Source organism: Streptomyces vulcanius (assembly GCF_042653945.1).
In the GTDB taxonomy this organism is placed as follows: Bacteria; Actinomycetota; Actinomycetes; order Streptomycetales; family Streptomycetaceae; genus Streptomyces; species Streptomyces mangrovi.
In genome coordinates, this window is record NZ_JBHSFK010000029.1 from 64314 (window position 1) to 89176 (window position 24863).

23 protein-coding genes are annotated in these 24863 nt (G+C 71.4%); 13 read left to right on the plus strand and 10 right to left on the minus strand.

Going from position 1 to position 24863, the window contains the following annotated elements; genetic code table 11:
* Positions 1-10 precede the first annotated feature (10 nt).
* Entirely contained in the window at positions 11-2167 is a 2157-nt protein-coding gene (locus ACFPIH_RS36060; RefSeq protein WP_381181118.1) for a SulP family inorganic anion transporter, read from the minus strand.
* Entirely contained in the window at positions 2164-2769 is a 606-nt protein-coding gene (locus ACFPIH_RS36065; protein WP_381181116.1) for a carbonic anhydrase, read from the minus strand. Before ACFPIH_RS36065 ends, ACFPIH_RS36060 begins: the two co-directional genes overlap by 4 nt.
* 254 nt (positions 2770-3023) lie before the next feature.
* Here ACFPIH_RS36065 and ACFPIH_RS36070 point away from each other — a divergent pair, with 254 nt between their 5' ends.
* Complete coding sequence (locus tag ACFPIH_RS36070; protein ID WP_417801381.1) at positions 3024-4097, plus strand: response regulator transcription factor; 1074 nt, start codon at positions 3024-3026, stop codon at positions 4095-4097.
* On the plus strand, positions 4097-5599 hold the full coding sequence (locus tag ACFPIH_RS36075) for an ATP-binding protein (RefSeq protein ID WP_381181114.1): 1503 nt from the start codon (positions 4097-4099) through the stop codon (positions 5597-5599). The genes ACFPIH_RS36070 and ACFPIH_RS36075 overlap by 1 nt, the downstream gene beginning before the upstream one ends.
* A 135-nt stretch (positions 5600-5734) precedes the next feature.
* On the opposite strand, the gene nirD is transcribed toward ACFPIH_RS36075, so the two are convergent.
* The 3 genes from nirD to ACFPIH_RS36090 are packed head-to-tail and all read right to left on the minus strand — an operon-like array spanning position 5735 to position 8888.
* Positions 5735-6088: a nitrite reductase small subunit NirD gene (gene nirD / locus ACFPIH_RS36080; protein WP_381181112.1), complete on the minus strand. Its 354-nt coding sequence runs from the start codon at positions 6086-6088 to the stop codon at positions 5735-5737.
* Positions 6085-8703 (minus strand): nitrite reductase large subunit NirB, encoded by a 2619-nt coding sequence (nirB, locus tag ACFPIH_RS36085; RefSeq protein ID WP_381181110.1) that lies wholly within the window; start codon positions 8701-8703, stop codon positions 6085-6087. The genes nirD and nirB overlap by 4 nt, the downstream gene beginning before the upstream one ends.
* Positions 8703-8888 carry a hypothetical protein gene (locus ACFPIH_RS36090; RefSeq protein ID WP_381181108.1) on the minus strand — a complete coding sequence of 62 codons (186 nt, stop codon included), beginning with the start codon at positions 8886-8888 and terminating at the stop codon, positions 8703-8705. The genes nirB and ACFPIH_RS36090 overlap by 1 nt, the downstream gene beginning before the upstream one ends.
* A 301-nt stretch (positions 8889-9189) precedes the next feature.
* Between ACFPIH_RS36090 and ACFPIH_RS36095 the strand changes: the two genes are divergently transcribed.
* A complete protein-coding gene (locus tag ACFPIH_RS36095; RefSeq protein WP_381181106.1) occupies positions 9190-9972 on the plus strand; it encodes a sulfite exporter TauE/SafE family protein in 783 nt (260 codons plus the stop codon).
* A gap of 1 nt (position 9973) precedes the next feature.
* Here the strand turns inward: ACFPIH_RS36095 and ACFPIH_RS36100 are convergent, their stop codons facing one another.
* From ACFPIH_RS36100 to ACFPIH_RS36110, 3 genes are all read right to left on the minus strand, one after another.
* On the minus strand, positions 9974-10669 hold the full coding sequence (locus ACFPIH_RS36100) for a class F sortase (protein ID WP_381181105.1): 696 nt from the start codon (positions 10667-10669) through the stop codon (positions 9974-9976).
* A gap of 112 nt (positions 10670-10781) precedes the next feature.
* Positions 10782-11369 carry a hypothetical protein gene (locus tag ACFPIH_RS36105; protein ID WP_381181103.1) on the minus strand — a complete coding sequence of 196 codons (588 nt, stop codon included), beginning with the start codon at positions 11367-11369 and terminating at the stop codon, positions 10782-10784.
* A gap of 217 nt (positions 11370-11586) precedes the next feature.
* A complete protein-coding gene (locus tag ACFPIH_RS36110; RefSeq protein ID WP_381181102.1) occupies positions 11587-12024 on the minus strand; it encodes a gamma-glutamylcyclotransferase family protein in 438 nt (145 codons plus the stop codon).
* A gap of 144 nt (positions 12025-12168) precedes the next feature.
* Between ACFPIH_RS36110 and ACFPIH_RS36115 the strand changes: the two genes are divergently transcribed.
* The 3 genes from ACFPIH_RS36115 to ACFPIH_RS36125 all read left to right on the plus strand — a co-directional run bounded on the left by ACFPIH_RS36115 (position 12169) and on the right by ACFPIH_RS36125 (position 15369).
* Positions 12169-13815, plus strand: coding sequence for a M4 family metallopeptidase (locus ACFPIH_RS36115; RefSeq protein WP_381181100.1), 1647 nt, complete (start codon positions 12169-12171; stop codon positions 13813-13815).
* A 148-nt stretch (positions 13816-13963) separates the two neighbouring features.
* The gene (locus tag ACFPIH_RS36120) at positions 13964-14707 is read left to right on the plus strand and encodes a DUF6215 domain-containing protein (protein WP_381181098.1); all 744 of its coding nucleotides are present in this window, start codon (positions 13964-13966) and stop codon (positions 14705-14707) included.
* Between the two features lie 23 nt (positions 14708-14730).
* On the plus strand, positions 14731-15369 hold the full coding sequence (locus ACFPIH_RS36125; RefSeq protein WP_381181096.1) for a hypothetical protein: 639 nt from the start codon (positions 14731-14733) through the stop codon (positions 15367-15369).
* Between the two features lie 74 nt (positions 15370-15443).
* On the opposite strand, the gene ACFPIH_RS36130 is transcribed toward ACFPIH_RS36125, so the two are convergent.
* Complete coding sequence (locus ACFPIH_RS36130; RefSeq protein ID WP_381181094.1) at positions 15444-15737, minus strand: hypothetical protein; 294 nt, start codon at positions 15735-15737, stop codon at positions 15444-15446.
* Between the two features lie 170 nt (positions 15738-15907).
* On the opposite strand from ACFPIH_RS36130, the gene ACFPIH_RS36135 reads away from it, so the two are divergent.
* Together ACFPIH_RS36135 and ACFPIH_RS36140 are read left to right on the plus strand one after the other, a co-directional pair.
* Positions 15908-16435 (plus strand): SigE family RNA polymerase sigma factor, encoded by a 528-nt coding sequence (locus ACFPIH_RS36135; RefSeq protein WP_381181092.1) that lies wholly within the window; start codon positions 15908-15910, stop codon positions 16433-16435.
* Positions 16425-17033, plus strand: a complete 609-nt coding sequence (locus ACFPIH_RS36140; RefSeq protein WP_381181091.1) for a hypothetical protein — start codon at positions 16425-16427, stop codon at positions 17031-17033. The genes ACFPIH_RS36135 and ACFPIH_RS36140 overlap by 11 nt, the downstream gene beginning before the upstream one ends.
* Before the next feature lie 19 nt (positions 17034-17052).
* On the opposite strand, the gene ACFPIH_RS36145 is transcribed toward ACFPIH_RS36140, so the two are convergent.
* A complete protein-coding gene (locus ACFPIH_RS36145; RefSeq protein ID WP_381181089.1) occupies positions 17053-17727 on the minus strand; it encodes a SanA/YdcF family protein in 675 nt (224 codons plus the stop codon).
* A 182-nt stretch (positions 17728-17909) separates the two neighbouring features.
* Here ACFPIH_RS36145 and ACFPIH_RS36150 point away from each other — a divergent pair, with 182 nt between their 5' ends.
* The 5 genes from ACFPIH_RS36150 to ACFPIH_RS36170 all read left to right on the plus strand — a co-directional run bounded on the left by ACFPIH_RS36150 (position 17910) and on the right by ACFPIH_RS36170 (position 24855).
* Positions 17910-18695: a sirohydrochlorin chelatase gene (locus ACFPIH_RS36150; RefSeq protein ID WP_381181087.1), complete on the plus strand. Its 786-nt coding sequence runs from the start codon at positions 17910-17912 to the stop codon at positions 18693-18695.
* Positions 18696-18769: 74 nt separating this feature from the next.
* Positions 18770-20074, plus strand: a complete 1305-nt coding sequence (locus tag ACFPIH_RS36155) for a deoxyguanosinetriphosphate triphosphohydrolase (protein WP_381181085.1) — start codon at positions 18770-18772, stop codon at positions 20072-20074.
* A 156-nt stretch (positions 20075-20230) separates the two neighbouring features.
* Positions 20231-21496: an NAD(P)/FAD-dependent oxidoreductase gene (locus ACFPIH_RS36160; RefSeq protein ID WP_381181083.1), complete on the plus strand. Its 1266-nt coding sequence runs from the start codon at positions 20231-20233 to the stop codon at positions 21494-21496.
* A 148-nt stretch (positions 21497-21644) separates the two neighbouring features.
* Positions 21645-23549, plus strand: coding sequence for a DNA primase (gene dnaG / locus ACFPIH_RS36165; protein WP_381181081.1), 1905 nt, complete (start codon positions 21645-21647; stop codon positions 23547-23549).
* A 115-nt stretch (positions 23550-23664) separates the two neighbouring features.
* Positions 23665-24855 carry an RNA polymerase sigma factor gene (locus ACFPIH_RS36170; protein ID WP_381181222.1) on the plus strand — a complete coding sequence of 397 codons (1191 nt, stop codon included), beginning with the start codon at positions 23665-23667 and terminating at the stop codon, positions 24853-24855.
* The last annotated feature ends 8 nt before the right edge of the window (positions 24856-24863 follow it).

Sequence of the window (24863 nt, forward strand, 5' to 3'; positions counted from 1 at the left end):
CCGGTCTTGTCTACCTCTGCACGTAGCCCTGCGCGTACTCCTCCGCGTACCGCCGCGCGAAGTCCTCCGGCATGGGTGTCGTGTCGAGGTAGAACCACTGCGCCGTGGGGCCGGGGGCCGCCGTATCCGGGGTGGGGGTGGGAATGGGGGGCGTTGTGCGGCGGGGGAGGGGGTCGGAGTAGCCGGCCGTCGGCTGTTCCTCGGGGGGATCGCCGATCGGTCGTTTCGCCGGGCCCGGCATCAGGAGTTCCACCCGCAGGCCCTTTCCGCGCTGTTGCGCCGTGAACTCCTCCACCTGGCTGCGGCAGGCGTGGTCGAGATGCGTCACGCCCGTGAGGTCGAGACGGATCCGCGGCTTGCCCGCCTCGGCGGCGGACTCCAGGGCCTCGATGACCTGGGGCAGCCGCAGGAACGTCGCGTTGCCGGCCATGACCACCTTCGCGGTGTCGTCCTCGATGTGCTGCCGGATGACGGTCTGCGACATGCGCACCGCGGCCAGCACGATGCCCGCCGCGAGGCCGATCAGGACGCCCTCCAGCAGGGCCGTCGCCACGATGACCGCCGTGGTCACCGTCATGACGGCGAACTCGCCCCGGTCCTGCTTCCACATCTTCGGGAACTCCTCGGGCGCGAAGAGCTTCCAGCCGCTGTGCACGAGCACGCCCGCGAGCACCGAGATCGGGATCAGGGCCAGCACCTGGGGGAGGAGGATGGCGAAGGCCAGCAGCCACAGGCCGTGCAGGACGCGGGAGAGACGGGTCTTGGCGCCCGCCTGGACGTTCGCCGAACTGCGGGCCACCACCGCCGTGATGGGGAGGGCACCGAGGAGACCGGCGATCGTGTTGCCGGCGCCCTGGGCGATCAGCTCGGGGTTGTAGCGGGTGCGCGGGCCGTCGTGCATACGGTCCACCGCGGCGGCCGTGAACAGGGACTCCGCGGAGGCGATGACCGTGAAGGTGAGGATCGCCGTGATGATCCCCGCGTCCGCCAGGCCCGCGAACTGCTCGGCGCCCGGTACGTCGACCGAGGCGAGCAGGTTGCCCACCTGGAGGGTCTTCACCTCGACCCCGGGCAGCGCGGCGACCGCGATGCCGATGCCCACGGCGACCAGGGCGGCCGGGACCTTCTTGACCGGGCCCGGCATCTTCTTCCACAGGAAGCTCAGCACGACCGTGACGACGCCGAGGCCGGCCGCGATCAGTGCCTGCGGGTTCGCGAACGTGTCCGCGAGCAGGCCCGGAATGCCGGCGATGTTCTCGATCGGGGTGCCGGGGGCCTTCGAGTCCATTGCGGGGTACGCCTGGCTGAACATCAGCGGCAGACCGATGCCGGCCAGCATGCCCTGGACGACGGCCAGGGAGATCGCCTGGAAGAAACGGCCCAGCTTCACCAGTCCGAGGACGATCTGCAGCAGGCCCGAGAAGAGCACGATCACGCCGAGCATGGCCACGCCGTACTCGAGGACGGTCTCCGCGACCAGCGCGGCGAGACCGGCGGCCGGGCCGCTGACCTGCAGCGTACTGCCGCGCGCCGCGCCCACCACCAGACCGCCGATGACGCCCGAGATGATGCCCAGTTCGGCGGGGACGCCGGAGGCGACGGCCACGCCGATGCACAGCGGGAGCGCGACCAGGAAGACGACGAGGGAGGCGGTGATCTCGGTGGCGAAGTCGATCTTCGGGCCCTTCGCCGCCGCCGTCGACCCGTTCGGGCCCTTCAGACCCTTCAGACCCTTCAGGCCCTTCAGGCCCAGGCCCTTCGCGTTCGGCGCCTCGCTGGTGAGGGTCTCGGCTGCGGGCCCCATGCCGGGCGGGGCGTCCCAGCCGGAGGAGGGATTCCTGCCGGAGGCCGGATGGGCCGGATGGGCCGGATTCCTGCCGGGTGGGGCGTCCCAGCCGGGAGAGGCGTTTCTGCCGGGCGGCGGGGCGGTCGTCCCCGGCCGGGCGGCCCGTTCGGCGAAGGCGCGGCGTTCGGCCGAGGCGTGCCACGCGTCGAAGGACTGCCCCTCGTCGGCGAAGTCCCCCCAGCCGGCGGTGTGCGGGTCCGGCCGGTCGTCGGAGTTGCCCGGCCCGAACGAATCGGAGTAACCCTGCCCGAACCCATCGGAGCTGCCCGGCGGGCCGGCGGGCATCCTCGGGACCGAGTGCCGGGCGTGCGCGCCGCTCATGCCGCGTGCACCCGGAACAGTCCGTCTTCCTCCAGCTCGTGCACCCGGCCGGTGTCCACCTCGTAGTACCAGCCGTGCAACCGCAGCTGTCCGCTGTCCAGCCTCCGCCGCGCGGCCGGGTAACTCCGCAGTACCGCCAGCTGGTTGACGACGTTCAGCTGCGCGATCTCAGGCAGCCGGGGATCCTCGACGGCGCCGTCCAGGACGGCCGCCAGCCGTGGGCGGGCCAGTTGGAGCCAGGCGTCCACACCGGGCAGCGCGGACAGATCGTCGCCGGACTTGAGGGCGCCCATCGCACCGCAGTGGGAATGGCCACACACCACGATGTCCTGAACGCCGAGCACCTCCAGCGCGTACTCGATGGTGGCGGCCTCCCCCGAGGCGCCCGGCCGGCCATGCGGCGGAACGATATTGCCTGCGTTTCGCAGCTCGAATATCTCGCCGGGGCGCGCGCCTGTGATCAGGGCTGGAATAACCCTTGAGTCCGAACAGGTGATGAACAATGCCTCGGGGTATTGGCCCTCGGCCAGTCGCCGGTATTTGCCGCTTTCGAATTCGACCTGCCGATTGAACGAGCGGGCGCGGTTCAGTAGTGCCTTCACGGTTCCTCCCAGGTCAGAGCCGGTTCAGAGCTGGTCGCCGTGGGGGTGTGACCAGTTCTCCATCACCGTAGGGGAGTGTTTGCCAGGCGAAGGTTAGAGGAACACTAAACCGCCGACAAAAATGGGACAGTTTTCGTCCCGGACTGAGCCGCTGCTCACATTGTCCGGATCGGCACGGCGTTTTATCGATCGTTCTTGTACCGTGGCGGGTCCACGGAACACGCGAATTCGGTTCATGGGAGAGACGGGAACGCATGGGCGTACGAGTCCTGCTGATCGAGGACGACCACACGATCGCCGAGCCGCTCGTCGAGGGTCTCGGACATTTCGGGCTGACGGTGCATCACGTCAGCACGGGGAACGAGGGGTTGAGAGGGCCGTACGGCGATGTCGTCCTGCTCGACCTCGGGTTGCCCGATGTGGACGGCATCGACGTCTGCCGGGGCATCCGCCAGACCTCCGACGTCCCCATCATCATCCTCAGCGCCCGCGGCGAGGAGGCCGACCGGGTACTCGGCCTCGAACTCGGTGCCGACGACTATCTGGCGAAACCGTTCAGCATGCGGGAGCTGGTGGCCCGCGTGCGAGCGGTCACCCGGCGGACCCACCGTGGCCTGGCGGAGCGGGAGTTCGCGGGACAGGGCATGCCGGGAGTGCAGGGCGTACCGGGGGGTCAGGGGGCGGAGCCGGCGTGGGGGGACTCCTTCGCAGCCGCCACCGCACCCTCGGCGCACATGACCGCCCCCGCTGCCGCCGCCCCCTACGAACCCGTGCCGATGTCCTCGCCCGTGGAGTCCGCCGCCGTCGAGGGCGCGGTCGGTCCGCTGGTCGTGGACCGGCGGACCCGGCAGGTGTGGGTCGGGGAGCAGGCCGTGACGCTGACGCCCAAGGAGTTCGAACTCCTCGCGCTGCTCACCGAGGACCCGGGAGCCGTGTACTCGCGGCAGCAGATCCTCGACCGGGTCTGGGACCCCCACTACGAGGGGCCGACCAAGACGCTCGACGTGCATGTCGCCACGCTGCGGCGGAAGTTGGGCAACCCGGCGTGGATCCAGACGCTGCGCGGCGTGGGCTTCCGGCTGGCGGTCCAGACCCGGCCGCCGAACACGCCGTCCCCGAACTCCCCGCCCCATTACGAGTCACAGCCGTACCAGCCCGCAGACCACCAGCCCGCAGACCACCAGTCCATGGGCCACCAGTCCATGGGGCACCAGGTCGCCGATCACCGGTACGGGGAGTACCAGGACCTGCCACGGTACGAACAGCCCGCCTACGACTCCCCGTTCGCCCGCCCCTACCCCGCACCCCACCCCTCGGCGGCCTTCTGATGACCCGTCGGCTGCTGCTCAGTTATCTCTCGCTCGCCGCCCTGCTGCTGCTCGCCCTGGAGATCCCGCTCGGCTTCGTCTACTCGCGGGGCGAGCGGGAGCGGGTGACCAACGCGGCGAAGGACGAGGCGGAGTCGGTGTCGGCGTTCGCCTCGCTGTCGGTGTCGGCGGGCCGGGCCGCGCAGGACCTGCCCGAGCGGGCCGCGCACTGCGCCGAACGCATCGGCGGCAAGGTGCTGATCGTGGACCTGTCGGGTGCCGTGCTCGCTTCCTCGCACCCCCTGTCCGAGCGGGAGCAGCGCGAACTGCCCTCCTGGCCGGGCATCGCCGCCGCGCTGCGGGGCACCGCCACGGCGGACGTCCGCACCTCCACCATCGGTGGCGTGCAGTACCTGGCGGTGGCCACTCCGGTGATGCACGGCGCGGAGCGGCAGGGTGCCGTGCGGATCACCGTGCCGACCAGCATGGTTCACGAACGGGTGCACCACGTCTGGCTGTTGCTCGTCCTCGGCGGACTGGTGACGCTCACCGCGGTCGCCGTGATCGGCTTCGGCATCGCGCGGTGGACGGGCCGTCCCATCCGTGAACTGGAGCACGCCACCCATGAGTTGGCCGTAGGCGGCACCGCCGTGCCGGTCGCGATCACCAAGGGGCCGCCCGAAGTCCGCAGTCTCGCCGCCACCTTCAACCGCACCGCCGCCCGCCTCGAACACCTCCTGTCCTCCCAGCGCGCCTTCGCGGGCGAGGCCTCGCACCAGTTGAAGACCCCGCTCGCGGCGCTGCGGCTGCGGCTGGAGAACCTGGAGAACGACATCGCGCTCAACGCGCGGGGCTCGCTCACCGCCGCGCTGACCGAGACCGACCGGCTGGCCCGGATGGTCGAGGCGCTGCTGGCCATGGCCCGGCTCGACGAGAGCGCGGCGGAACCGGAGCGGATCGACCTCGGCGGGCTGTGCGCCGAACGCCACCACGCCTGGCGGCCGTTGTACGAGCGGCACGGCGTGTGGCTGGCGCTGGCCGGGGACTACACGGGCGAGGTGCTGGCCCTGCCCGGGGCGGTGGAGCAGATCCTCGACAACCTGCTCTCCAACGCGCTGCGGGTGTCGCCGCCCGGCTCCACGGTCTCGATCGACCCGCGTCACCACACGCCCAACGAGCGCCGGTTCCCGCATCGTTCGACCAGCCAGACATGGGTCGAACTGCATGTCATGGACGAGGGGCCCGGCATGACCGAGGAGCAGCGGCGGCGCGCCTTCGACCGCTTCTGGCGGGCTCCGGACGCACCCAAGGGCGGTACCGGCCTGGGCCTCGCGCTGGTGCAGCGCCTCGCGCACGCGAGCGGCGGCGAGGCGCTGCTGCGGCGGGCGCCGCGCGGGGGTCTCGACGCGGTCGTACGGCTCCCCGCGGTGGTGTCGCCGGCGGGGAGCCGGGCCGGCACGGGCACACCGGGCGGCCGGCAGCAGGCCAGACACCTGCAGACGGCGACACCGGGGAGGAGCTGAGCGCCGGACTACCGGCCCAGCCCTCCCCCTCGGCGGCCACCAGGCCGGCGCGGCCGACCCGGTGCCGGCGCGGCGACGACCGTCGTCCACTTCTTCCAGCCGCTTGCCACGGCTGCGCTCCCACCAGGGACTGGCTCAGGCCGCCGTCCGTACGCCGTACGTCGCGATGCGTACCGTCTCGTCGTCCAGGCACTCCCCGCTCAGCAGGTCGAAGCGCTGCTTGAGCAGGGGGGAGGCGACGAACGGGCGGTTCTCGTGGGTGCCGGTGAGGCCGCGGGAGAGGACCGCCGCGCCGCCGAACGGGTCGCGGTTGTCGACGGCGTACAGCTGCCCCGTCCGGTCCCGGAACAGGGCCACCTGACGGCCGTCGGGCAGGAGCGCGGCCACGCCCCGGCCGGGGACCAGCTGTTGCAAGTCGCAGATGGTGAACCAGCCGTCCTCGAGCTGGAGCTGGACCTTCAGGTCGGTGGTCTCGGGTGCCAGGGTCATCGCTGGGCGCTCCCTTCCAGAGCTTCCATGGGACGCGTGCCGATCGTCAGCAGCGGCAGGTCGGGCTTGATCTGCTCGCGCTCGGGGACGAAGCCGACGACCGGGTCCGGGGTGTCCGGCGCGTTGACGAAGGACACGAACCGGGCCAGCTTCTCGGGGTCGTTGATGGTGGTGGCCCACTCGTCGGCGTAGTGCGCCACATGGGCGGCCATCAGGGACTCCAGCTCCTCGCAGATGCCGAGGGAGTCCTCCACGACGACGTCCCGTACGTGGTCCAGGCCGCCCGGGATCCGCTCCAGCCAGGTGGAGGTGCGCTCCAGCCGGTCGGCGGTGCGGATGTAGAACATCAGGAACCGGTCGATCAGGCGGATCAGCTGGGCGTCGGTGAGGTCCTGCGCGAGCAGGTCGGCGTGGCGCGGGGTGGCGCCGCCGTTGCCGCCGACGTAGAGGTTCCAGCCGTTGGAGGTGGCGATGATGCCGAAGTCCTTCGACTGGGCCTCCGCGCACTCGCGGGCGCAGCCGGAGACGGCGGACTTGAGCTTGTGCGGGGAGCGGAGCCCCCGGTAGCGCAGCTCCAGGTCGATCGCCATCCGGACGGAGTCCTGGACGCCGTAACGGCACCAGGTCTGCCCCACACAGGACTTGACGGTACGCAGTGACTTTCCGTAGGCGTGGCCGGACTCGAAGCCCGCGTCCACCAACCTGGCCCAGATCAGAGGGAGTTGTTCCACCCGCGCACCGAACATGTCGATCCGCTGACCGCCGGTGATCTTCGTGTAGAGGCCGAAGTCCCGGGCGATCTCACCGATCACGATCAGCCCCTCGGGGGTGATCTCGCCGCCGGGGATGCGCGGGACGACCGAGTACGAGCCGTTCTTCTGGAGGTTGGCGAGGAAGTGGTCGTTGCTGTCCTGAAGGGCCGCCTGCTCGCCGTCCAGGACATAGCCGCTCGCGCCGATCGTCGGGGCGAGGGAGGCGATGATCGACGCCACCGCCGGCTTGCACACCTCGCAGCCGTCGCCGCCCCGGGCGCCCTCGCGGCCGTAGCGGTCGAGGAGGTCCTGGTAGGTGTTGACGCGCAGGGCCAGGACGATCTCGTACAGCTCCTCGCGGGTCTGGGCGAAGCAGCCGCACAGGCCCTTGTCGACCGTGACGCCGTTGGCCTCCAGTTCGGCGGTGACCAGCTGCCCGAGGACCTTCACACACGAACCGCACCCGGTACCGGCCTTGGTGCACTTCTTCACCTCGGGCACGGTCGCGCAGGAGTGCTCCGTCACCGCGCCCCGGATCGAGCCCTTGGTGACGTTGTGGCACGAGCAGATGATCGCCTCGTCGGGAAGGGCGGACGGGCCCAGTTGTACGGCGTCTCCGGCGCCGGCCGGCAGGACCAGCGACTCGGGGGCGACGGGCGGCACGGACCCGGTGAACGCGCGCAGGGTGCCGTACGCGTCCGCGTCGCCGATCAGGATGCCGCCGAGCAGGGTGCCGTCGCGGCCGATGACCAGCTTCTTGTACAGACCCGAGCGGGCGTCGGAGTAGACGACGTCGAGGCAGTCCTCGGTGGTGCCGTGCGCGTCGCCGAAGGACGCCACGTCCACGCCGAGCAGCTTCAGCTTGGTGGAGAGGTCGGCGCCGGTGAACTCCGCCTCGTCCTGGGCGATCGTCGCCGCGGCCGTCTCCGCCTGCTCGTAGCCCGGCGCCACCAGGCCGTACACCCGGCCGTCGGACGCGAGCGCGCACTCGCCGATCGCGAACACATGCGGGTCACCGACCGTGCGGCACTGCTCGTCGACCGTGATGCCGCCGCGCTCACCGACCACCAGACCGCAGTCACGGGCGAGTTGGTCGCGGGGGCGGACACCGGCGCTGAACACCACCAGGTCGGTGGCGAGTTCGGAGCCGTCCGACAGCTTCATACCGGTCACCGCGCCGGACTCGTCGGTGACGATCTCCTGGGTGCCCACGCCCGTGTGGACGCTCAGACCCATGTCCTCGATGGTGCGCAGCAGCGCGGCGCCGCCGCCCTCGTCGACCTGGACGGGCATCAGCCGGGGCGCGAACTCCACGATGTGGGCGTCGAGTCCGAGGCCCTTCAGCGCGCCCGCGGCCTCCAGGCCGAGCAGACCGCCGCCGACCACCGCGCCCGTCGTCGCCTTCGAGTTCGCGTACTCCTCGATGGCGAGGAGGTCCTCGATCGTGCGGTAGACGAAACAGCCGGTGGCGTCCTTGTTCGGGACCGGCGGGACGAACGGGTAGGAGCCGGTGGCCAGGACCAGCACGTCGTAGTCGACCGCGAGTCCGGACCGGGCGGTCACCCTCCGCGCCTCGCGGTCGACCGTTTCCGCAGGGTCGCCGATGTACAGCTCGATGCCGTGCTCGGCGATGAACTCCATGTCGGTCATGGAGAGTTCCTCGGGAGACTTCCCGGAGAAGTACGAGGTGAGGGCGACCCGGTCGTATGCGGGACGTGGCTCCTCGCACAGCACGACCACGCGGTGCGTGGCGGTCAGGCCGCGCTCGGCCAGCGCTTCGAGGAAGCGCTGACCGACCATGCCGTGGCCGACGAGCACGATCGTGGGGCGGGGCCGGTCCCCAACAGGTGCGGTCGTGGACATCAGGAGCCTCCGTCGTTGGTGAGCGGGTGGAGCGAGGAGCCGCCGCCGGAGCCGCGGCGCACGTTCCGGACCTCGGAGCCGAGGAGCGGTGGGTCGTATGCGATGTCCTTACCGGTCGCACAGGCCACCGTGTGCCGCGCCCGGCCTGGGCCGACGATCACCACCACACGCGAGTTCGAGGTCATGCCGTCGAGCGTGCGGCGCGGAGGTTACCCGACCGCATCACGACTGTTTCCCGTGAGGAACGCTGCCCTCAGCGGGGGGCGGGCAGGGGTGTGAGGGTTTTCGAAGCGGCGAGTGGGGAGCCGGTGAGGAAGCCGAAACCTCACGCGCGGGCAGCCGGTCAGGAAGCCGAACTCTCACGCGCGGGGCAGCCGGTCAGGAAGCAGAAACCTCACGCGCGGGGCAGCCGGTCAGGAGACCGGCGGCTCGGAAGATCCTCAGGTGTGTGGCCTGTGCATTCATCAGGCCCGTAGGGTCCTGGTCATGCCCGACATACCCTTCGCCATGATCGCCGCCCTGTGTCTCGCCGCGCTCGCGGCCGGCTGGATCGACGCGGTGGTGGGCGGGGGCGGGCTGCTGCTCCTGCCGGTCCTCCTGCTGGGTCTGCCGGCCGGCACTCCGGCCGCGTACGCGCTCGGCACCAACAAGGCGGTGGCCATCGTCGGCACCTCGGGCGCCGCGGTGACCTATGCCCGCCGGACGCGGGTGGACGTGCGCACCGCCGTCCGTATCGGTCTGGCGGCGCTCGCCGGATCCTCCGCCGGGGCCTTCTTCGCGGCCGGGATGAGTACGGAGGTCCTCAAGCCGCTGATCATGGTGGTGCTGCTCGTGGTGGCCGCCTTCGTGATCCTGCGCCCCGCCTTCGGCACCGCCCCCGCGCCGGGCCCCGCCGGCCGCCGCCGCGTCCTGGCGGCCATCGCCCTCGCGGGTCTCGGCATCGGTTTCTACGACGGCCTCGTCGGGCCCGGCACCGGCACCTTCCTCGTTCTCGCCCTGACCGCCGTACTCCATCTCGACCTCGTCACCGCCTCGGCCACCGCGAAGATCGTCAACTGCTGTACCAACGCGGGCGCCCTCGCCACCTTCGCCTGGCAGGGCACGGTGCTGTGGCAGTTGGCCGCCCTGATGGCCGTGTTCAACCTCGCCGGCGGCACCCTCGGCGCCCGCACGGCACTGAAGAAGGGCAGCGGCTTCGTCCGTGTCGTCCTGCTCACGGTGGTGTTCGCGCTGGTGGCGAATCTGGCGTACGAGCAGTGGGCGGGCTAGCTCAGCGGCTTGCGGTCAGGTGGGCGAACACGACGACGTTCCCCTGGTAACCGGTCGCCCGCGAGTAACCGCCGCCGCAGGTGATGACCCGGAGCTCCGGGCGGGGGGCCGCGCCGTAGACCTTCCGGTCGGGGAAGCGGCGGGCGTCGTACACCTCGACGGCGTCGACGGTGAAGACGGCGACGCCGCCGTCGCGCCGGTCCACCTCGATGGCGGCGTTCTTGCGCAGGGCGCCGAGGCGGTAGAAGACGGAGGGGCCGTCGGCGTTGTCGACATGCCCGGCGACGATCGCGGTGCCGCGCTCGCCCGGTGTGGTGCCGGCCTCGTACCAGCCGGCGAGGTTCGTCCGCTCGGCGGGCGGGGCGGCGAGGCTGCCGGTGGGGGTCAGGGCGAGACCGGTCAGCGGGGCGTCGACGCGGATCGAGGGGATGCGGATCCGCCGGGGCGGGGAGGCGGAAAGGGGAGGGGCGGACCGTCTGCCCGCGCCCGCGACCGCGTTCGTCCCGCCCTCTCCCGTCCCGCCCTCGCTCGTCGTGCCGCCGTTCTGCGCGGCGGACGGCTGCGGCGGGGCGTGTGTCTCGGTGCCGTTGTGCAGCAGCCACGCGCCCGCGCAGAGGGCGACCGCGGTGCCGGCCGCTATGACGGTGTTTCCTACCTGATTCCCGACCCTGCTCCCGATCTCGCGCACGTGCTCCACGACCTTTCTCCCCTACGGGAGTCCCCGTACCCCCCTCCGGGCCGCGAGGGGCGTCGGGCCCGGAGGGGGAGGGGACATGCGGTACCGGCGGACGGACAGCGGAGGGTGTCCGTCAGATCCCGTCGCCTCTCGCCCGGCGATGCAGGAGCCAGGTACCGCCCGCGGCGGCGACGGTGAGAGCCGCCACACCGGCCGCGGTCTGCACGGGGTCGGGGCCGAGTGCGCCGCCGACCCCCGTCTTCACACTTCCGCGCGGAGCCACCGGCTGCCGCGCCGAGCTGAGCGTCACCACCAGGTCCCCGGTGAGCCGCCGGCCGCCCCGCGCGCACTGCGCGACGATCTCGTACGTCCCCGGCTGCGCGCTCGGCGGCACCAGGAACTCCCCGCTCGCCTCGCCCCGGCCGGTGTCGGGCGCGAGCGTGAAGCGCCCCGCGCCCACCGCGCCGGCGTCACCCGTCGCCGTACCGTCCGCGCCGCACGCCGGTGTGTGCACGGTGACCGGCTCGCCCGGTACGACACTGGCCGGGCGGATCTCCAGACCGCCGCCCCCGCCATCGGCCCCTCCGCCTCGGCCCCCGCCTCCGCCGCCTCCGCCGTCGGCGCCGCCGAGGACGGGATCGCCGTACGCGGGTGCGGCGATCCCGCCCGCGGCGGTGACGACGAGCGCGGTAGCGGTCAGCAGCCGGGCGGTACGTCGCATCTGTACTGCTCCTTCGAGCTCTTCGGGTCGCGTTCCTGCCCTTCCGAGGTAAGTGGCAGCGCGCCGAGCGCGCTTCCTGAGGGCGCGTCAGGAATGGGATGAATGGGTGTCAGGTGCCGGGGCGCGGCCGTTGTCCGTCCCGCTGTTTCAGCAGGTCACCGACGTGCGGGCGGTACGGCTTGGAAAAGGCCGCGCAGAGGGTGTGAACGGGTGACCGTCACCGTCGCGCCCGCCAGTCCCCGCCCTCGATGCGCCTGCCCCGGGACCGCAGCCGGGCGGCGACGGCCGGTGCGGCCACGTACACCCACGCCGCGCGCCGATCCCCGTTCCCGACCATCACCTCTCGCACCACGCGCTCGTAGAGGTTGCGCGGGTCGCCCGGCCGGTACTCCTCCAGCCGGTCCAGCTCGGTGAGCAGTCCCGCGTACGCCTCGGGGCGGGCGGTGACGAGTTCGCCGGCGACCCTTCCGGCGGGTTCCTCCAGGGCGTACGGATAGCCCGGCCCGTCGTACAGCACCGCGCCCGGGAACAGGGCGGGCTCCTCGTTCAGCGTGCGGCCGAGCAGGAACAGGTCGTGGTTGACCTCGCCGGGGCGGAGCGTGCCGTAGACGAAGAAAGGGAGGTGGGGGCCGGGGGGTGGGGTGGAGACGCGCACGGAAACGATTCTCTCCCCTCACCGCACCGGCACGCGGGCGCTATGGACATGAGTTGTCATGCCCCCTTAAATCTCAGGACGGCTTCATGAGCCGCCCCCACGCGCGCCCCCCACGGCGCCTTCCCGAGGAGACCGAGCAGACTGATGAGTCGGATACGGCAGCACGTCCGAGGTTCCCGTCTCGCCACCGCCGGCATCGCCGTCACCACGGCCACCCTGCTGGCCGCCGTACTCTCCCCGGCCGCCGACGCGGCCGACAGACCCACCCGCGCCACCGCGCTCGACCACGCGGCAGCCGCCCTCGCCGGCCACGCCGCGAGCCTGGGCCTCACCGCCCCCCAGGGCACCGCGGTCCGTGACGTCGTCATCGACAAGGACGGTACCCAGCACGTCCGTTACGACCGCACCTACCGCGAACTCCCCGTCCTGGGAGGCGACTTCGTGGTCCATCTGGCGGCCGACGGCACGTACCGCAGCGCCGACAGGGCGACGAGGGCGGCGATCTCACTGCCGTCCATCACGCCGAAGCTCTCCGCCCCCAAGGCCGCCGACGCCGCCGTGAACGCCCTGCGCGCGGCGAACCTCGGCGAGACCCTCGAGCAGGTGAAGGCCAAGCCGCAGCTGGTGGTCGACGCACAGCACGGCGCCCCGAAGCTGGCCTGGCGGACGAACGCCGTCGGCCTGGACTCGCTCGGCAACCCGGTCGCCCGCACCGTACTGACCGACGCGCGCACCGGCGCCCAGATCGACGCCTGGGACAGCATCGAGACGGCGACCGGCGACGGCAGGTCCCTGTACGGCGGCACGGTCCCGCTGGAGACGACCCTCTCCGGCTCGACGTACCAGCTGAAGGACCCGACGCGCGGGAACACGTACACCGGTGACGCGGAGAACAAGACCGACCTGTGCATCTTCGGCATCTGCATCAGCCGTGCCCCGGCGACGCTGTTCACGGACGCCGACAACCACTGGGGGACGGGCGCCGCCGCGGACCGCTCGACGGCCGCCGTGGACGCCCAGTACGGCACGGACGTGACCTGGGACTACTACAAGAACGTGCACGGCAGGAACGGCATCGGGAACGACGGCAAGGGTTCCTACAACCGCGTCCACTACGGCAACAACTACGCGAACGCCTTCTGGGACGACAGCTGCTTCTGCATGACGTACGGCGACGGCAACGCCACGCAGCTCGGCCCGCTGGTGGCGCTGGACGTGGCGGGCCACGAGATGTCCCACGGCGTCACGTCGAAGACGGCCAACCTGACCTACTCGGGCGAGTCCGGCGGTCTGAACGAGGCCACCTCCGACATCTTCGGCTCGCTGGTCGAGTTCTACGCGGGCAACTCCTCCGACGCCGGTGACTACCTGATCGGCGAGAAGATCGTCCGCTCCGGCTTCGGCCGGGACGCCCTGCGTTACATGGACAAGCCGAGCAAGGACGCCAACTCCGCGGACTACTGGAGCAGTTCGGTCGGCAGCCTCGACGTCCACTACTCCTCCGGCGTCGCCAACCACTTCGCCTATCTGCTGGCCGAGGGCAGCGGCACAAAGACGATCAACGGGGTCACCTACAACTCCCCGACGTACAACGGCTCGACGGTCACCGGTATCGGCCGCGACAAGCTGGGGGCCATCTGGTACCGGGCGTTGACGGTCTACATGACCTCGTCGACGAACTACGCGGGGGCGAGGACGGCGACCCTGAACGCCGCCCGCGACCTCTACGGCGCCGGCACCACGGAGTACAACGCCGTGGCGGCGGCCTGGAGCGCGGTCAACGTGAACTGAGCCCGGGCGCCTGCCGGTTCTGGACGGTGCGTGGGGGACATGTGGGGAGGGTGTGAAAACTACTCGCTTTCCCGCGCACCGGTCGCCCCGTTAGGCTCCCTCCGCGCGCAACCCGCGCGACCAGGGGGAACCGGGGGTAACAGGGGACATGACCGAGGAAGCCGAGAGAGTCACCACAGCCGAGAAGGGCCCGAACGCGTGGTTGCAGGTCCCAGCGGCGTTCGTGATAGTGGCGGCGCTGGCGGGGGGCCTGTGGAAGGTGCAGCAGCGCAACGACGCGGAGCTGGCGGAGAAGAGGGTGAGCGCCGCCGCCGGACCGATCACCTGCTCGACGTCGACGCCCACGGGGATCCCGACGATGGTGCGGGCGGGCGTCAAGTACGTCTCCGCGAACCAGCTCTGCGAGGCACTGAACCGTCCGGACCTGACGACGCTGCTCGGCACACCGGGCGAGAAGGCGCTGTCGTACGGGGGCGGTGACGACTCGGTCGCGATGGGCGGCAGTGACATCCCCGCACCCGAGGTGAACGTCAGGCTGACCACGTACTCCGTCCAACTCGCGGCGACCTACGATCACTTCGCGGTCAAGGGAATGGCCGATCTGCTGGGCGGCGACGCCCGGGAGCGGACCTTCCTCGGGCGCCCGGCGGTGCTCTACTCGGACCGGACCTACGCGTTCGTCCTCGGCGTCCAGGCCGGCGGCGGCACGGTCAAAGGCGCTCCCGGCCACGTCACCCGCAGACTGGTGGTGGCCCGGGACGCCAAGGACGGCGGCGGTTCCTACGACATCTCCATCTGGCGCCAGGACTTCGCGCGCCCGGACGACGCGGTGCTCCTCCGGCTCGCCGCGCGGATCCTGCCGACCCTCCCGGGATGGAAGACCACCGGCTGAGCCCCCTGGCCCACAATTCTCCCGTGGACGAAGAAACCGCACAGGACCAGGCCGACCTGATCCCCCTCCTGCTCCAGCATCTGCACACCCCGCTCACGGGGACCTCGTACCTGCGCGGTGTCCTGCCCGCGCCGGGCGGAGCCGACGCCGTGCGGGTCGCCGTAGGGCCCGAAACCGCCGTGTCGACACGGGAGCTGACGCTCTACGAGTTCCCGCACCTCGTCGGGGACGACGTCATGACCGCGTACGACGTCATCGGGATGCTGCGCACCCTGTGCGCGGAGGGCGAACGACCGCCGGCGGTCGGCTCGGTGCTGGGGATGCCGCTCGTCGCCGTGGACCCGGCGACCGTGCCGCGGGCCGCCGAGAGCGCCGCGGACCGGGGGCTGCGGCTGCTGCGGACCCTGGCAGGGCCCCCGTACGACGAGACGTACGGGGAACCCCTGCTGCACGGTTTTCTCTTCCTGGACCAGGACCGGGTGCGGCTCTACTACCGGGTCGAGGGGCTGACCGGGGTGACCGCCGCCGACGTCCGGACGACCGGCGCGCTCACCGCCCTGATCGCGGCGCTGCCTTCGCTGCTGCGGGGCGAGGAGGAGCGGATGGTGGCGGACGGCGAGGATCCGCACTGCGCGCGGGTGCTGGAACTGACGTACTGGTGACGACGGCTGACCGGGGCCGGTGCCTCCTGAGCGCTTGGCCGCGGGGCCGCCGCCAAGCGCTCACACGAGGTTGATCAGCCCTTCGGCGCGTGAGCCATCGCGATCGTCTTCATCTTCAGGATGCGCACCGCCGCGGGGTCCGTCACGGGCGGGGAAGCCTTCTCCTTGGCCGCGGCGGCGACCGCCTTGGCCTTCTGCTTCTGTGTGCGCACGGAGTCGTCGTCCGTCGCGGAGTGCGAGGTCGCCGCGGCCGCGTGGACCTGCGACCCCGCCGCCACCGTCAGGCTGCCGAGCGCGAGAGCGCTGACCGCGGCGGTCCTGAACGTCGTTCCCAACTTGCTTGACTTGCGGGGGGCGGCATGGCGCATGGGAGTTCCTCTGCTGTCGGTTCGACTTGGACAGCTGGACTACGCAGCGCGGGCGCCCGGACGCGACACTCGGATGCGGTGATACAGATCACAGAGAATCGCTGTAGCGGGGGATCGGCGCCGGTGCGTACTTCCCGTACAGAGGTCCCCTGGCCGTTCTGCGGACGGATATGAATGGCGGAAGAGTGGCGAGAGGCGCGGAGGAAGAGGAGTTCGATGAATTCTATGCACTGGCCTACCCCAGGCTCGTTCGCCAGCTTTACGCGATGACCGGCGATCTGCCGGAGGCCCAGGATGTCGTGCAGGAGGCGTTCATAAGGGCCTGGGGCCGACGTGGGACATTCGCGAGCGGCGGTTCCCGGGAGTCGTGGATCCGCACCACGGCCTGGCGGCTCGCCGTATCCCGCTTCCGGCGTGTGCGGCGCGGTGTGCAACTCATGCAGCGTCATCACGAACAGCGCCACACCGAAGGCCCGTCCCCCGAACGCGTTGCTCTCGTCGAGGCACTTCGCACGCTTCCGAAGAAGCACAGAAGTGTCGTTGTCCTCCACCATCTGTGCGACCTCAGCGTCGAGCAGATAAGTGCCGAGACGGGCTGGCCGGCCGGTAGCATCAGGGTTTGGCTGGTCCGTGGGCGCCTGTCACTCGCCCGCCACTTCTCCCCCCTGCCGGACCAGGAGGTGGAGCATGTCGGATGAGCACGAGCGTCCTGTCTGGCTCACCGAGAGCATCGCCCAGTTGGAGAGTGTCCGGGTAGACCGGCCGGTGCCCGCACAGGAGTTGCGTCGCCGAAGTGTCCGACGCCGTCAACGCCGTACGCGTTCTGCCGCCATTGCGGCGATTGCCGTGACGGCACTCGGTGCAGGCACCTACTGGAATTCCGTGGGCGCGGACCGATCGGGGAAAGACCCCTCCCGCCACGGGGAGGCTTCCGAAATATCGGCGGCCAAAATATCGGCGGCCCAGGAGAAACTGCGGGCTTACTACTCGGTTCTGCCGGATGCCTTTGCCACGCCGGATTCGACGTCGAAGCTGTGGAAACTGATGACCGCTCATTTCACGGACACGGCACTGAAGCGAGAAGTCGTTCTCGAAGGCAGCGGAGCCGGCGACTTGGCGGCCACGTGTGGGCATGTGGAAGCTGCCACCACCTTCACCGTCGGCGACCCCCGCAGCGCCGGGGCCGACACCGTCCGCGCCCGCGTGACGAGCAGCAGCTCACCGGAATCGATCGAGGTCGATTTCGATCTCCGCACCATGAGAATCTCGAAATGGTCCTGTCCCGACGGGTCCTGACCGCGAGGGCGGAGCGAGTTCAGCCCGCCGCCAGCGCGCGCTCCACCCCCGGCTCCTTCGGGCCCAGGAAGTGCGGATCCGGCTCGAACACCGCGTCCAGCGCCGCCTTGCCCGCCGCGAGGATCTCCCGGGTGCCGCCGTAGTACCAGGTGACGTCGTGCTTGGCGTCGACCCCGACGCCGTACGAGTCGACCCCCGCCGCCTCGCACAGGGCGACCGCCCGCCGGATGTGGAAGCCCTGGCTGATCAGTACGGCCCGGTTCACGCCGAAGATCTTCTTCGCGCGGACGCAGGAGTCCCAGGTGTCGAAACCGGCGTAGTCGCTGACGATCCGCGTGTCCGGCACCCCGTGCTTCTTCAGGTAGGCGCGCATGGCGTCGGGCTCGTCGTAGTCCTCGCGGCTGTTGTCGCCGGTGACGAGGACGACCTCGATCCGGCCCGCCCGGTACAGCTTCGCCGCCGCGTCCAGGCGGTGCGCGAGATACGGCGACGGTTCCCCGTCCCACAGACCGGCGCCGAAGACGACCGCGACCTCGGTGCGCGGCGCGTCGGCCGTCGTACGGAGCCGGTCGGCCGTCGACACGTACAGCCAGGTCACCGGCAGCAGCGCGAGCACGCACCCGGCCATCACGGCCTGCACCAGCCGCCGCCGTCCGGCCCGGGTGCGCGGCAGCCGCGGTCGACGGATGTTCATGAGGTGCCCCCTGCGTCGATCTCTCGTTCGACCCGGGAAGACGCGGTACAGGTCGATCCGGTTCGCCCGCCCGCACCGGAGGCCGCACCTCACATCGCGTCCCCGGGCACCGTGAACCCCCCGAAAAAACATGGGAAGGGTCAGGCAACGGGTGCGCAACCTCGCTCGGCGAGGATCGGGTCATGAGCAGCCAGTCCAGTCTCGTCCAGTTCGGCGGACGCCGGCGCCCCGGCCCGCCCGCGCTGGTCGTCGTCGCCCACGGCAGCCGCGACCCGCGCGCCCTGCGCACCGTCCGCGCACTCCTCGACGGCGTCCGCGAGCAGCGCCCCGGCCTGCCCGTGCACCTCGGACACATCGAGCTCAACGAGCCCCTGCTGACGGACACCCTGGCCGGCCTGGACGCGAGCGGCACCACGGACGCCGTCCTGGTCCCGCTCCTCCTCGCCCGCGGCTACCACGTCAAGCGGGACATCCCCGAGATGGCCGCCGCCGCGCGGGTACGCACGCGCGTGGCCGACCCGCTCGGCCCGCACCCCCTCCTCGTGGACGCCCTGCACACCCGCCTGCTCGAGGCGGGCTGGCCCCCGGCGATGACGCCCCAGGAGCTCCGCACGCGCGGGGTGGTCCTCGCGGCGGCCGGCTCCCGCGACCCCGACTCCGCGACCGACACCCGCCGCACGGCCCACCTCCTCGCGCAGCGCCTGGGCGTCCCGGTGATCCCGGCCTACGCCTCGACGGCGACCCCGACGGTCCCCGAGGCGGTCCGCGCGCTCAGCGAGAGGGGGCGCGACAGCGTGGCGATCGCCTCCTGCTTCACCGCCCCCGGCCGCTTCGCGACGGAGTCCGCGGCGGCGGCCCCGTGGATCGCCTCGGCCCCCCTGGGCACCCACCCCGCGATGGCCGACCTCCTGCTCCACCGCTACGACCGAGCGCTTGAAAGAAGCGATGCGAGCAACGCCGCTGCCTGAGGGGCGCGGCGAACCGCACCACCCGGCACCCCAGTAGGCACCCAATTGTCACTACCGCCGCTTACTGTCGAAACATGCCCTACGTGCCCTACGACCCGCCGTCCACCGAACGCTGGGCTCCCGAGCCCGACAAGCGCCCGGGCCGCACCGCCTTCCAGCGGGACCGCGCACGCGTCCTGCACTCCTCCGCGCTCAGAAGACTCGCGGGCAAGACCCAGGTGGTCACACCGGGGGCGCGCACCGACGCCTGGGACGCCACCCCCCGCACCCGCCTCACCCACTCCCTGGAGTGCGCCCAGGTAGGCCGGGAGCTGGGCGCGGCCCTCGGCTGTGATCCCGATCTCGTCGAGGCGGCCTGTCTCTCGCACGACCTGGGCCACCCGCCCTTCGGCCACAACGGCGAACAGGCGCTGAACGACTTCGCGCGCGACTGCGGCGGTTTCGAGGGCAACGCCCAGTCGCTGCGGCTGCTCACCCGCATCGAGCCCAAGCGCTTCACCGCCGAGGGCTCCGTGGGCCTGAACCTCACCCGCGCCACCCTCGACGCGGCCACCAAGTACCCGTGGTCCCGGGGCGCGCACCCCACCAGCCCGGCGTCCCCGAAGTTCGGCGTCTACGAGGACGACCGGCCGGTCTTCGACTGGGTCCGCAAGGAGGCCCCCGGCACCCGTACCTGCTTCGAGGCACAGGTCATGGACTGGGCGGACGACGTGGCGTACTCGGTGCACGACGTGGAGGACGGCCTGCACGCCGGCCACATCGAGCCCGGCAGCCTGCGCGCCGAGCACGAGCGCCAGGAGGTGTTCCGGGTCGCGATCGGCCGTTACGTCCCCGCCGGCACCGACCCGGCCGAGCTCGCCGCCGCCCTCGACCGTCTGCTGGCCGAGGAGTGGTGGCCGCACGGCTACGACGGCACGGCAGCCGCCCAGGCCCGCCTCAAGGACGCCACCAGCCAGCTCATCGGCCGCTTCTGCCTCGCCGCCGAGGGCGCCACCCGGGAGCGATGGGGGTACCTCCCAGGCCGTTCAGGCACTGGGGGAGGCACCGGGCCGCTCACCCGCTACGGCGCCGAGCTCGTCGTACCGCACGAGACGCGACTGGAGTGCGCGGTCCTCAAGGCCGTCGCCGACCGGTACGTCATGCAGCGCGCCGAGCAGGAGCTGCTGCGGGCGGACCAGCGCGTCGTCATCTCCGAGCTCGCCGAGGCCCTCACCGCCCGCGCGCCGGACGGCCTCGACCCCCAGTTCCGCGCCCTGTTCGACCAGGCCGCCGACGACCGGGCCCGCAAGCGGGTCGTCGTCGACCACATCGCCTCCCTCACCGACGCCTCCGCCCGCTCGCTTCACACCCGGCTGACGGGGCAGACGGGAAGGACGTGAAAAGAGTGGGACAAGGTCAGGAAAAAGAACGGCCGGGTGCGCCCAAACGGGCTCGAACCTGACCCAGCGTGGCCTGATCGGGGCACGTCCCCTTCCCCCATCACGTGTCTGTGCGGGACGCTCGCATGTGGCTGTTCGTTTACGAGGAGGCATCACGTGGTCGACGCGGATCAGACATTTGTCATCGTCGGAGGAGGCCTGGCCGGCGCGAAGGCGGCCGAGACGCTGCGGGCGGAGGGCTTCACCGGCCGGGTGATACTGATCTGCGACGAACGCGACCACCCCTACGTGCGGCCCCCGCTCTCCAAGGGCTTCCTGCTCGGCAAGGAGACCCGCGAGAGCGTCTTCGTGCACGAGCCCGCCTGGTACGCGCAGAACGACATCGAGCTGCACCTCGGCCAGACCGTCGACAGAATCGAGCGCGGCGCCCGGACCGTCCGCTTCGGCGACGACGGCACACTCGTCCACTACGACAAACTGCTTCTGGCCACCGGCGCCGAGCCGCGCCGTCTGGACATTCCCGGCACCGACCTCGCGGGCGTGCACCATCTGCGCCGGCTCGCGCACGCCGAGCGGCTCAAGGGCGTCCTGGCCTCCCTCGGCCGGGACAACGGCCACCTGGTGATCGCCGGCGCCGGCTGGATCGGCCTGGAGATCGCGGCGGCGGCCCGCGAGTACGGCGCGGAGGTCACCGTCATCGAACCGGAGCCGACCCCGCTGTACGGCGTCCTCGGCCCCGAACTCGGCAACGTCTTCGCCGAGCTGCACCGCGAGCACGGCGTGCGCTTCCACTTCGGCGCCCGGCTCACCGAGATCGTCGGCCAGGACGGCATGGTCCTCGCCGTCCGCACCGACGACGGCGAGGAGCACCCGGCGCACGACGTCCTCGCGGCGATCGGCGCGGCCCCCCGCACCTCCCTCGCGGAGGCGGCGGGCCTGGCGCTGGCCGAGCGCGCCCACGGCGGGGGCATCGCCGTGGACCACAAGCTGCGCACCTCCGACCCCGACATCCACGCCGCCGGGGACGTCGCGTCCTTCCCGCACGGCCTGTTCGACACCCGGCTGCGCGTCGAGCACTGGGCCAACGCGCTGAACGGCGGTCCGGTCGCGGCCCGCGCGATGCTCGGCCAGGACGTCGCCTACGACCGCGTGCCCTACTTCTTCACCGACCAGTACGACCTCGGGATGGAGTACAGCGGCTGGGCGCCACCGGGCTCGTACGACGAGGTGGTGATCCGGGGCGACGCGGGCAAACGGGAGTTCATCGCGTTCTGGGTGAAGGAGGGCCGCGTCCTCGCCGGGATGAACGTCAACGTGTGGGACGTCACAGAGCCCATCCAGAAGCTGATCCGTGACCGGGCGCCGGTGGACACCGAGGCTCTGGCGAATCCACATGTGCCGTTGGAGAGCCTTGGCGCCTGAGCATCTGCCGAGACCCGTGACTTCGCGGGTGCCGGCCGTGCGTGGCTGGTCGCGCCCACGCGGCGGAGCCGCACATGTCACAGCCCCGCGCCCCTGAGGGGCGCGCCCGCGCCCCGGAGGTGTCGGTGCGGCCCCGTAGAATCACCTCGTGGCAGGACGGATCAACGACGAGGACGTGAAGGCGGTACGGGACGCGGTCCCGATCGACGCCGTCGTGTCCGAGTACCTCCAGCTACGGGGCGCGGGCGGCGGCAACCTCAAGGGTCTCTGCCCCTTCCACGACGAGAAGTCGCCGTCGTTCCAGGTCAGCCCGAGCAAGGGACTCTTCCACTGCTTCGGCTGCCAGGAGGGCGGCGACACCATCACGTTCGTGATGAAGGTCGACCACCTCACCTTCTCCGAGGCCGTCGAGCGCCTCGCCGCCCAGGCCGGCATCACCCTGCGCTACGAGGAGGGCGGATACAACCCCTCCCACCAGCGCGGCGAACGCATCCGCCTGGTCGAGGCCCACAAGATCGCCGCCGACTGGTACGCGGAACAGCTCGCCATCAGCCCCGAGGCCGACACCGGCCGGATCTTCCTCGCCGAGCGCGGCTTCGACCAGGCCGCCGCCGTCCACTTCGGCGTCGGCTACAGCCCCCAGGGCTGGGACCACCTCACCCGCTTCCTGCGCGGCAAGGGCTTCACCGACAAGGAACTGCTCCTGTCCGGGCTCTCGCAGGAGGGCCGCCGCGGTCCCATCGACCGGTTCCGCGGCCGTCTGATGTGGCCGATCCGCGACATCGGCGGGGACGTCGTCGGCTTCGGCGCGCGCAAGCTGTACGAGGCCGACAACGGACCCAAGTACCTCAACACGCCCGACACCGCGCTCTACAGGAAGTCCCAGGTGCTGTACGGCATCGACCTCGCCAAGCAGCACATCGCCAAGGCCAGCCGGGCCGTCGTCGTCGAGGGCTACACCGACGTCATGGCCTGCCACCTCGCCGGGGTGACGACCGCGATCGCCACCTGCGGCACCGCCTTCGGAAGCGACCACATCAAGATCCTCCGCCGGCTGCTGATGGACAACGGCAGCGCCCGCGTGATCTTCACCTTCGACGGCGACGCGGCCGGCCAGAAAGCGGCCCTGCGCGCCTTCGAGGACGACCAGAAGTTCGCCGCCGAGACGTACATCGCCATCGCCCCCGACGGCATGGACCCCTGCGACCTGCGCCTCGCCAAGGGCGACGAGGCGGTCGCCGACCTCGCCGAACCCCGCACACCGCTCTTCGAGTTCGCGCTGCGCCAGATCGTCGTCCGCTACGACCTCGACACCCCGGCGGGGCGCGCGGCGGCCCTGGACGAGGCCGCGCCCATCGTCGCCCGCATCAAGAACAGCGGTGCGCAGCACGAGGTCGCCGTCCAGCTGGCCGGCATGCTCGGCATCCTGGACACCCAGTTCGTCGTCAAGCGCGTGGCCCAGCTGGCCCGTTGGGCCCGCGACCGCGGCGGCAAGGGTCCGGCCCCCGGCGGCAACCGCGCCCCCCAGCAGTACGAGGCCGCCCCCCGCCCCGCCACCGGCGGCCCCGCCCTCACCCTGCGCAACCCCGTCTACGCGACGGAACGCGAACTGCTGAAACTCGCCCTGCAACGCCCCGAGTTGGTCTCCCCGCACTTCGACGCGTACGGCGTCGACGAGTTCACCGCCGCCCCCTACGCCGCCGTACGCCAGGCGGTCATGGACGCGGGCGGCGCCGAGTGGGGCGTACAGGACCCGCAGGACTACCTGATGCGGGTCCGCGAGGCGGCACCGGACGACACGGTCCGCGCGATGGTCACGGAGCTGGCCGTCGAGGCGATCATGCGCAAGACGGTCGACGAGCTCTACGCGGGACTCCAGTTGGTGACCGTCCGCCGCCGGGCCGTGGAACGCCGGATCCGCGACGTCAACTCCCAGCTGGCCCGCATCGGGGCCGTCGGCGACCAGGCGGGGTTCGCCGCCGTGCAGAACGAGCTGTGGGTCCTCCAGCAGTACGACCAGGCACTGCAAACGCACGGCGCCGCAGCCCTCTGAGCAGGCCGTTACGGCCCGGACCCAAAAAGTCACCGCACGCCCCTCGTGGCGGGGATGTGTCGTCCCCCACACTGGTCCCGGTGCCTGAGTCCTCGGAGCGGCCCCCGGAGCACCGCTGCCGCTCACCTCAGCAGCGATCATCCTGGAGGTCGCCCCCGTGCAGACCCAGACTCTGACGCAGACCGACCGCACGACCGACAGCACCACCACCGCCGGCCCGACCACCGAGGGCACGGATCCGGACGCCGAGACCGACGTCCTGGTCGCCGTCCCGCCGCAGAACCGTGCCGCGCACCACCCGGAGACGGAGACCGAACCACCCGCCGAGCCGCCCGCCGAGGCGCTGGAGGAGGCTCCAGAGCACGTGGCCCCGGCCCGCGTCACCGACACCAGCGGCCCCTCGTCCGACCTCTTCCGCCAGTACCTGCGGGAGATCGGCCGCATCCCACTGCTCACCGCGGCCGAGGAGGTCGAGCTGGCCCGCCGCGTCGAGGCCGGCCTGTTCGCCGAGGAGAAACTCGGCGGCACACCCGACCTGGAGGGCGAACTCGCCCTCGACCTCGACCGGCTCGTCGTCATGGGCCGGATGGCCAAGCGCCGCCTCATCGAGGCCAATCTGCGGCTCGTCGTCTCCGTCGCGAAACGGTACGTCGGCCGCGGGCTCACCATGCTCGACCTGGTGCAGGAGGGCAACCTCGGGCTCATCCGGGCCGTCGAGAAGTTCGACTACGCCCGCGGCTACAAGTTCTCGACGTACGCCACCTGGTGGATCCGCCAGGCCATGTCCCGCGCCCTCGCCGACCAGGCCCGCACCATCCGCGTCCCGGTGCACGTCGTCGAGCTGATCAACCGGGTGGTGCGCGTCCAGCGCCGGATGCTCCAGGAACGCGGCTACGAGCCGACGTCCGAGGAGGTCGCCGACCAGCTGGACCTGGCCCCGGAGCGGGTCGGCGAGGTGCTGCGCCTGGCCCAGGAACCGGTCTCCCTGCACGCCCCGGTGGGCGAGGAGGACGACGTCGCCCTCGGCGACCTCATCGAGGACGGCGACGCGGCGAGCCCGGTCGAGTCGGCGGCGTTCCTGCTGCTGCGCGAGCACCTGGAGGCCGTGCTCTCCACCCTCGGCGAACGCGAGCGGAAGGTCGTACAACTGCGCTACGGCCTCGCGGACGGCCGCCCGCGCACCCTGGAGGAGATCGGCCGCATCTTCGGCGTGACGCGCGAGCGGATACGCCAGATCGAGTCGAAGACCCTGAACAAACTCCGCGACCACGCCTTCGCGGACCAGCTGAGGGGTTACCTGGACTGAAGAGGGGC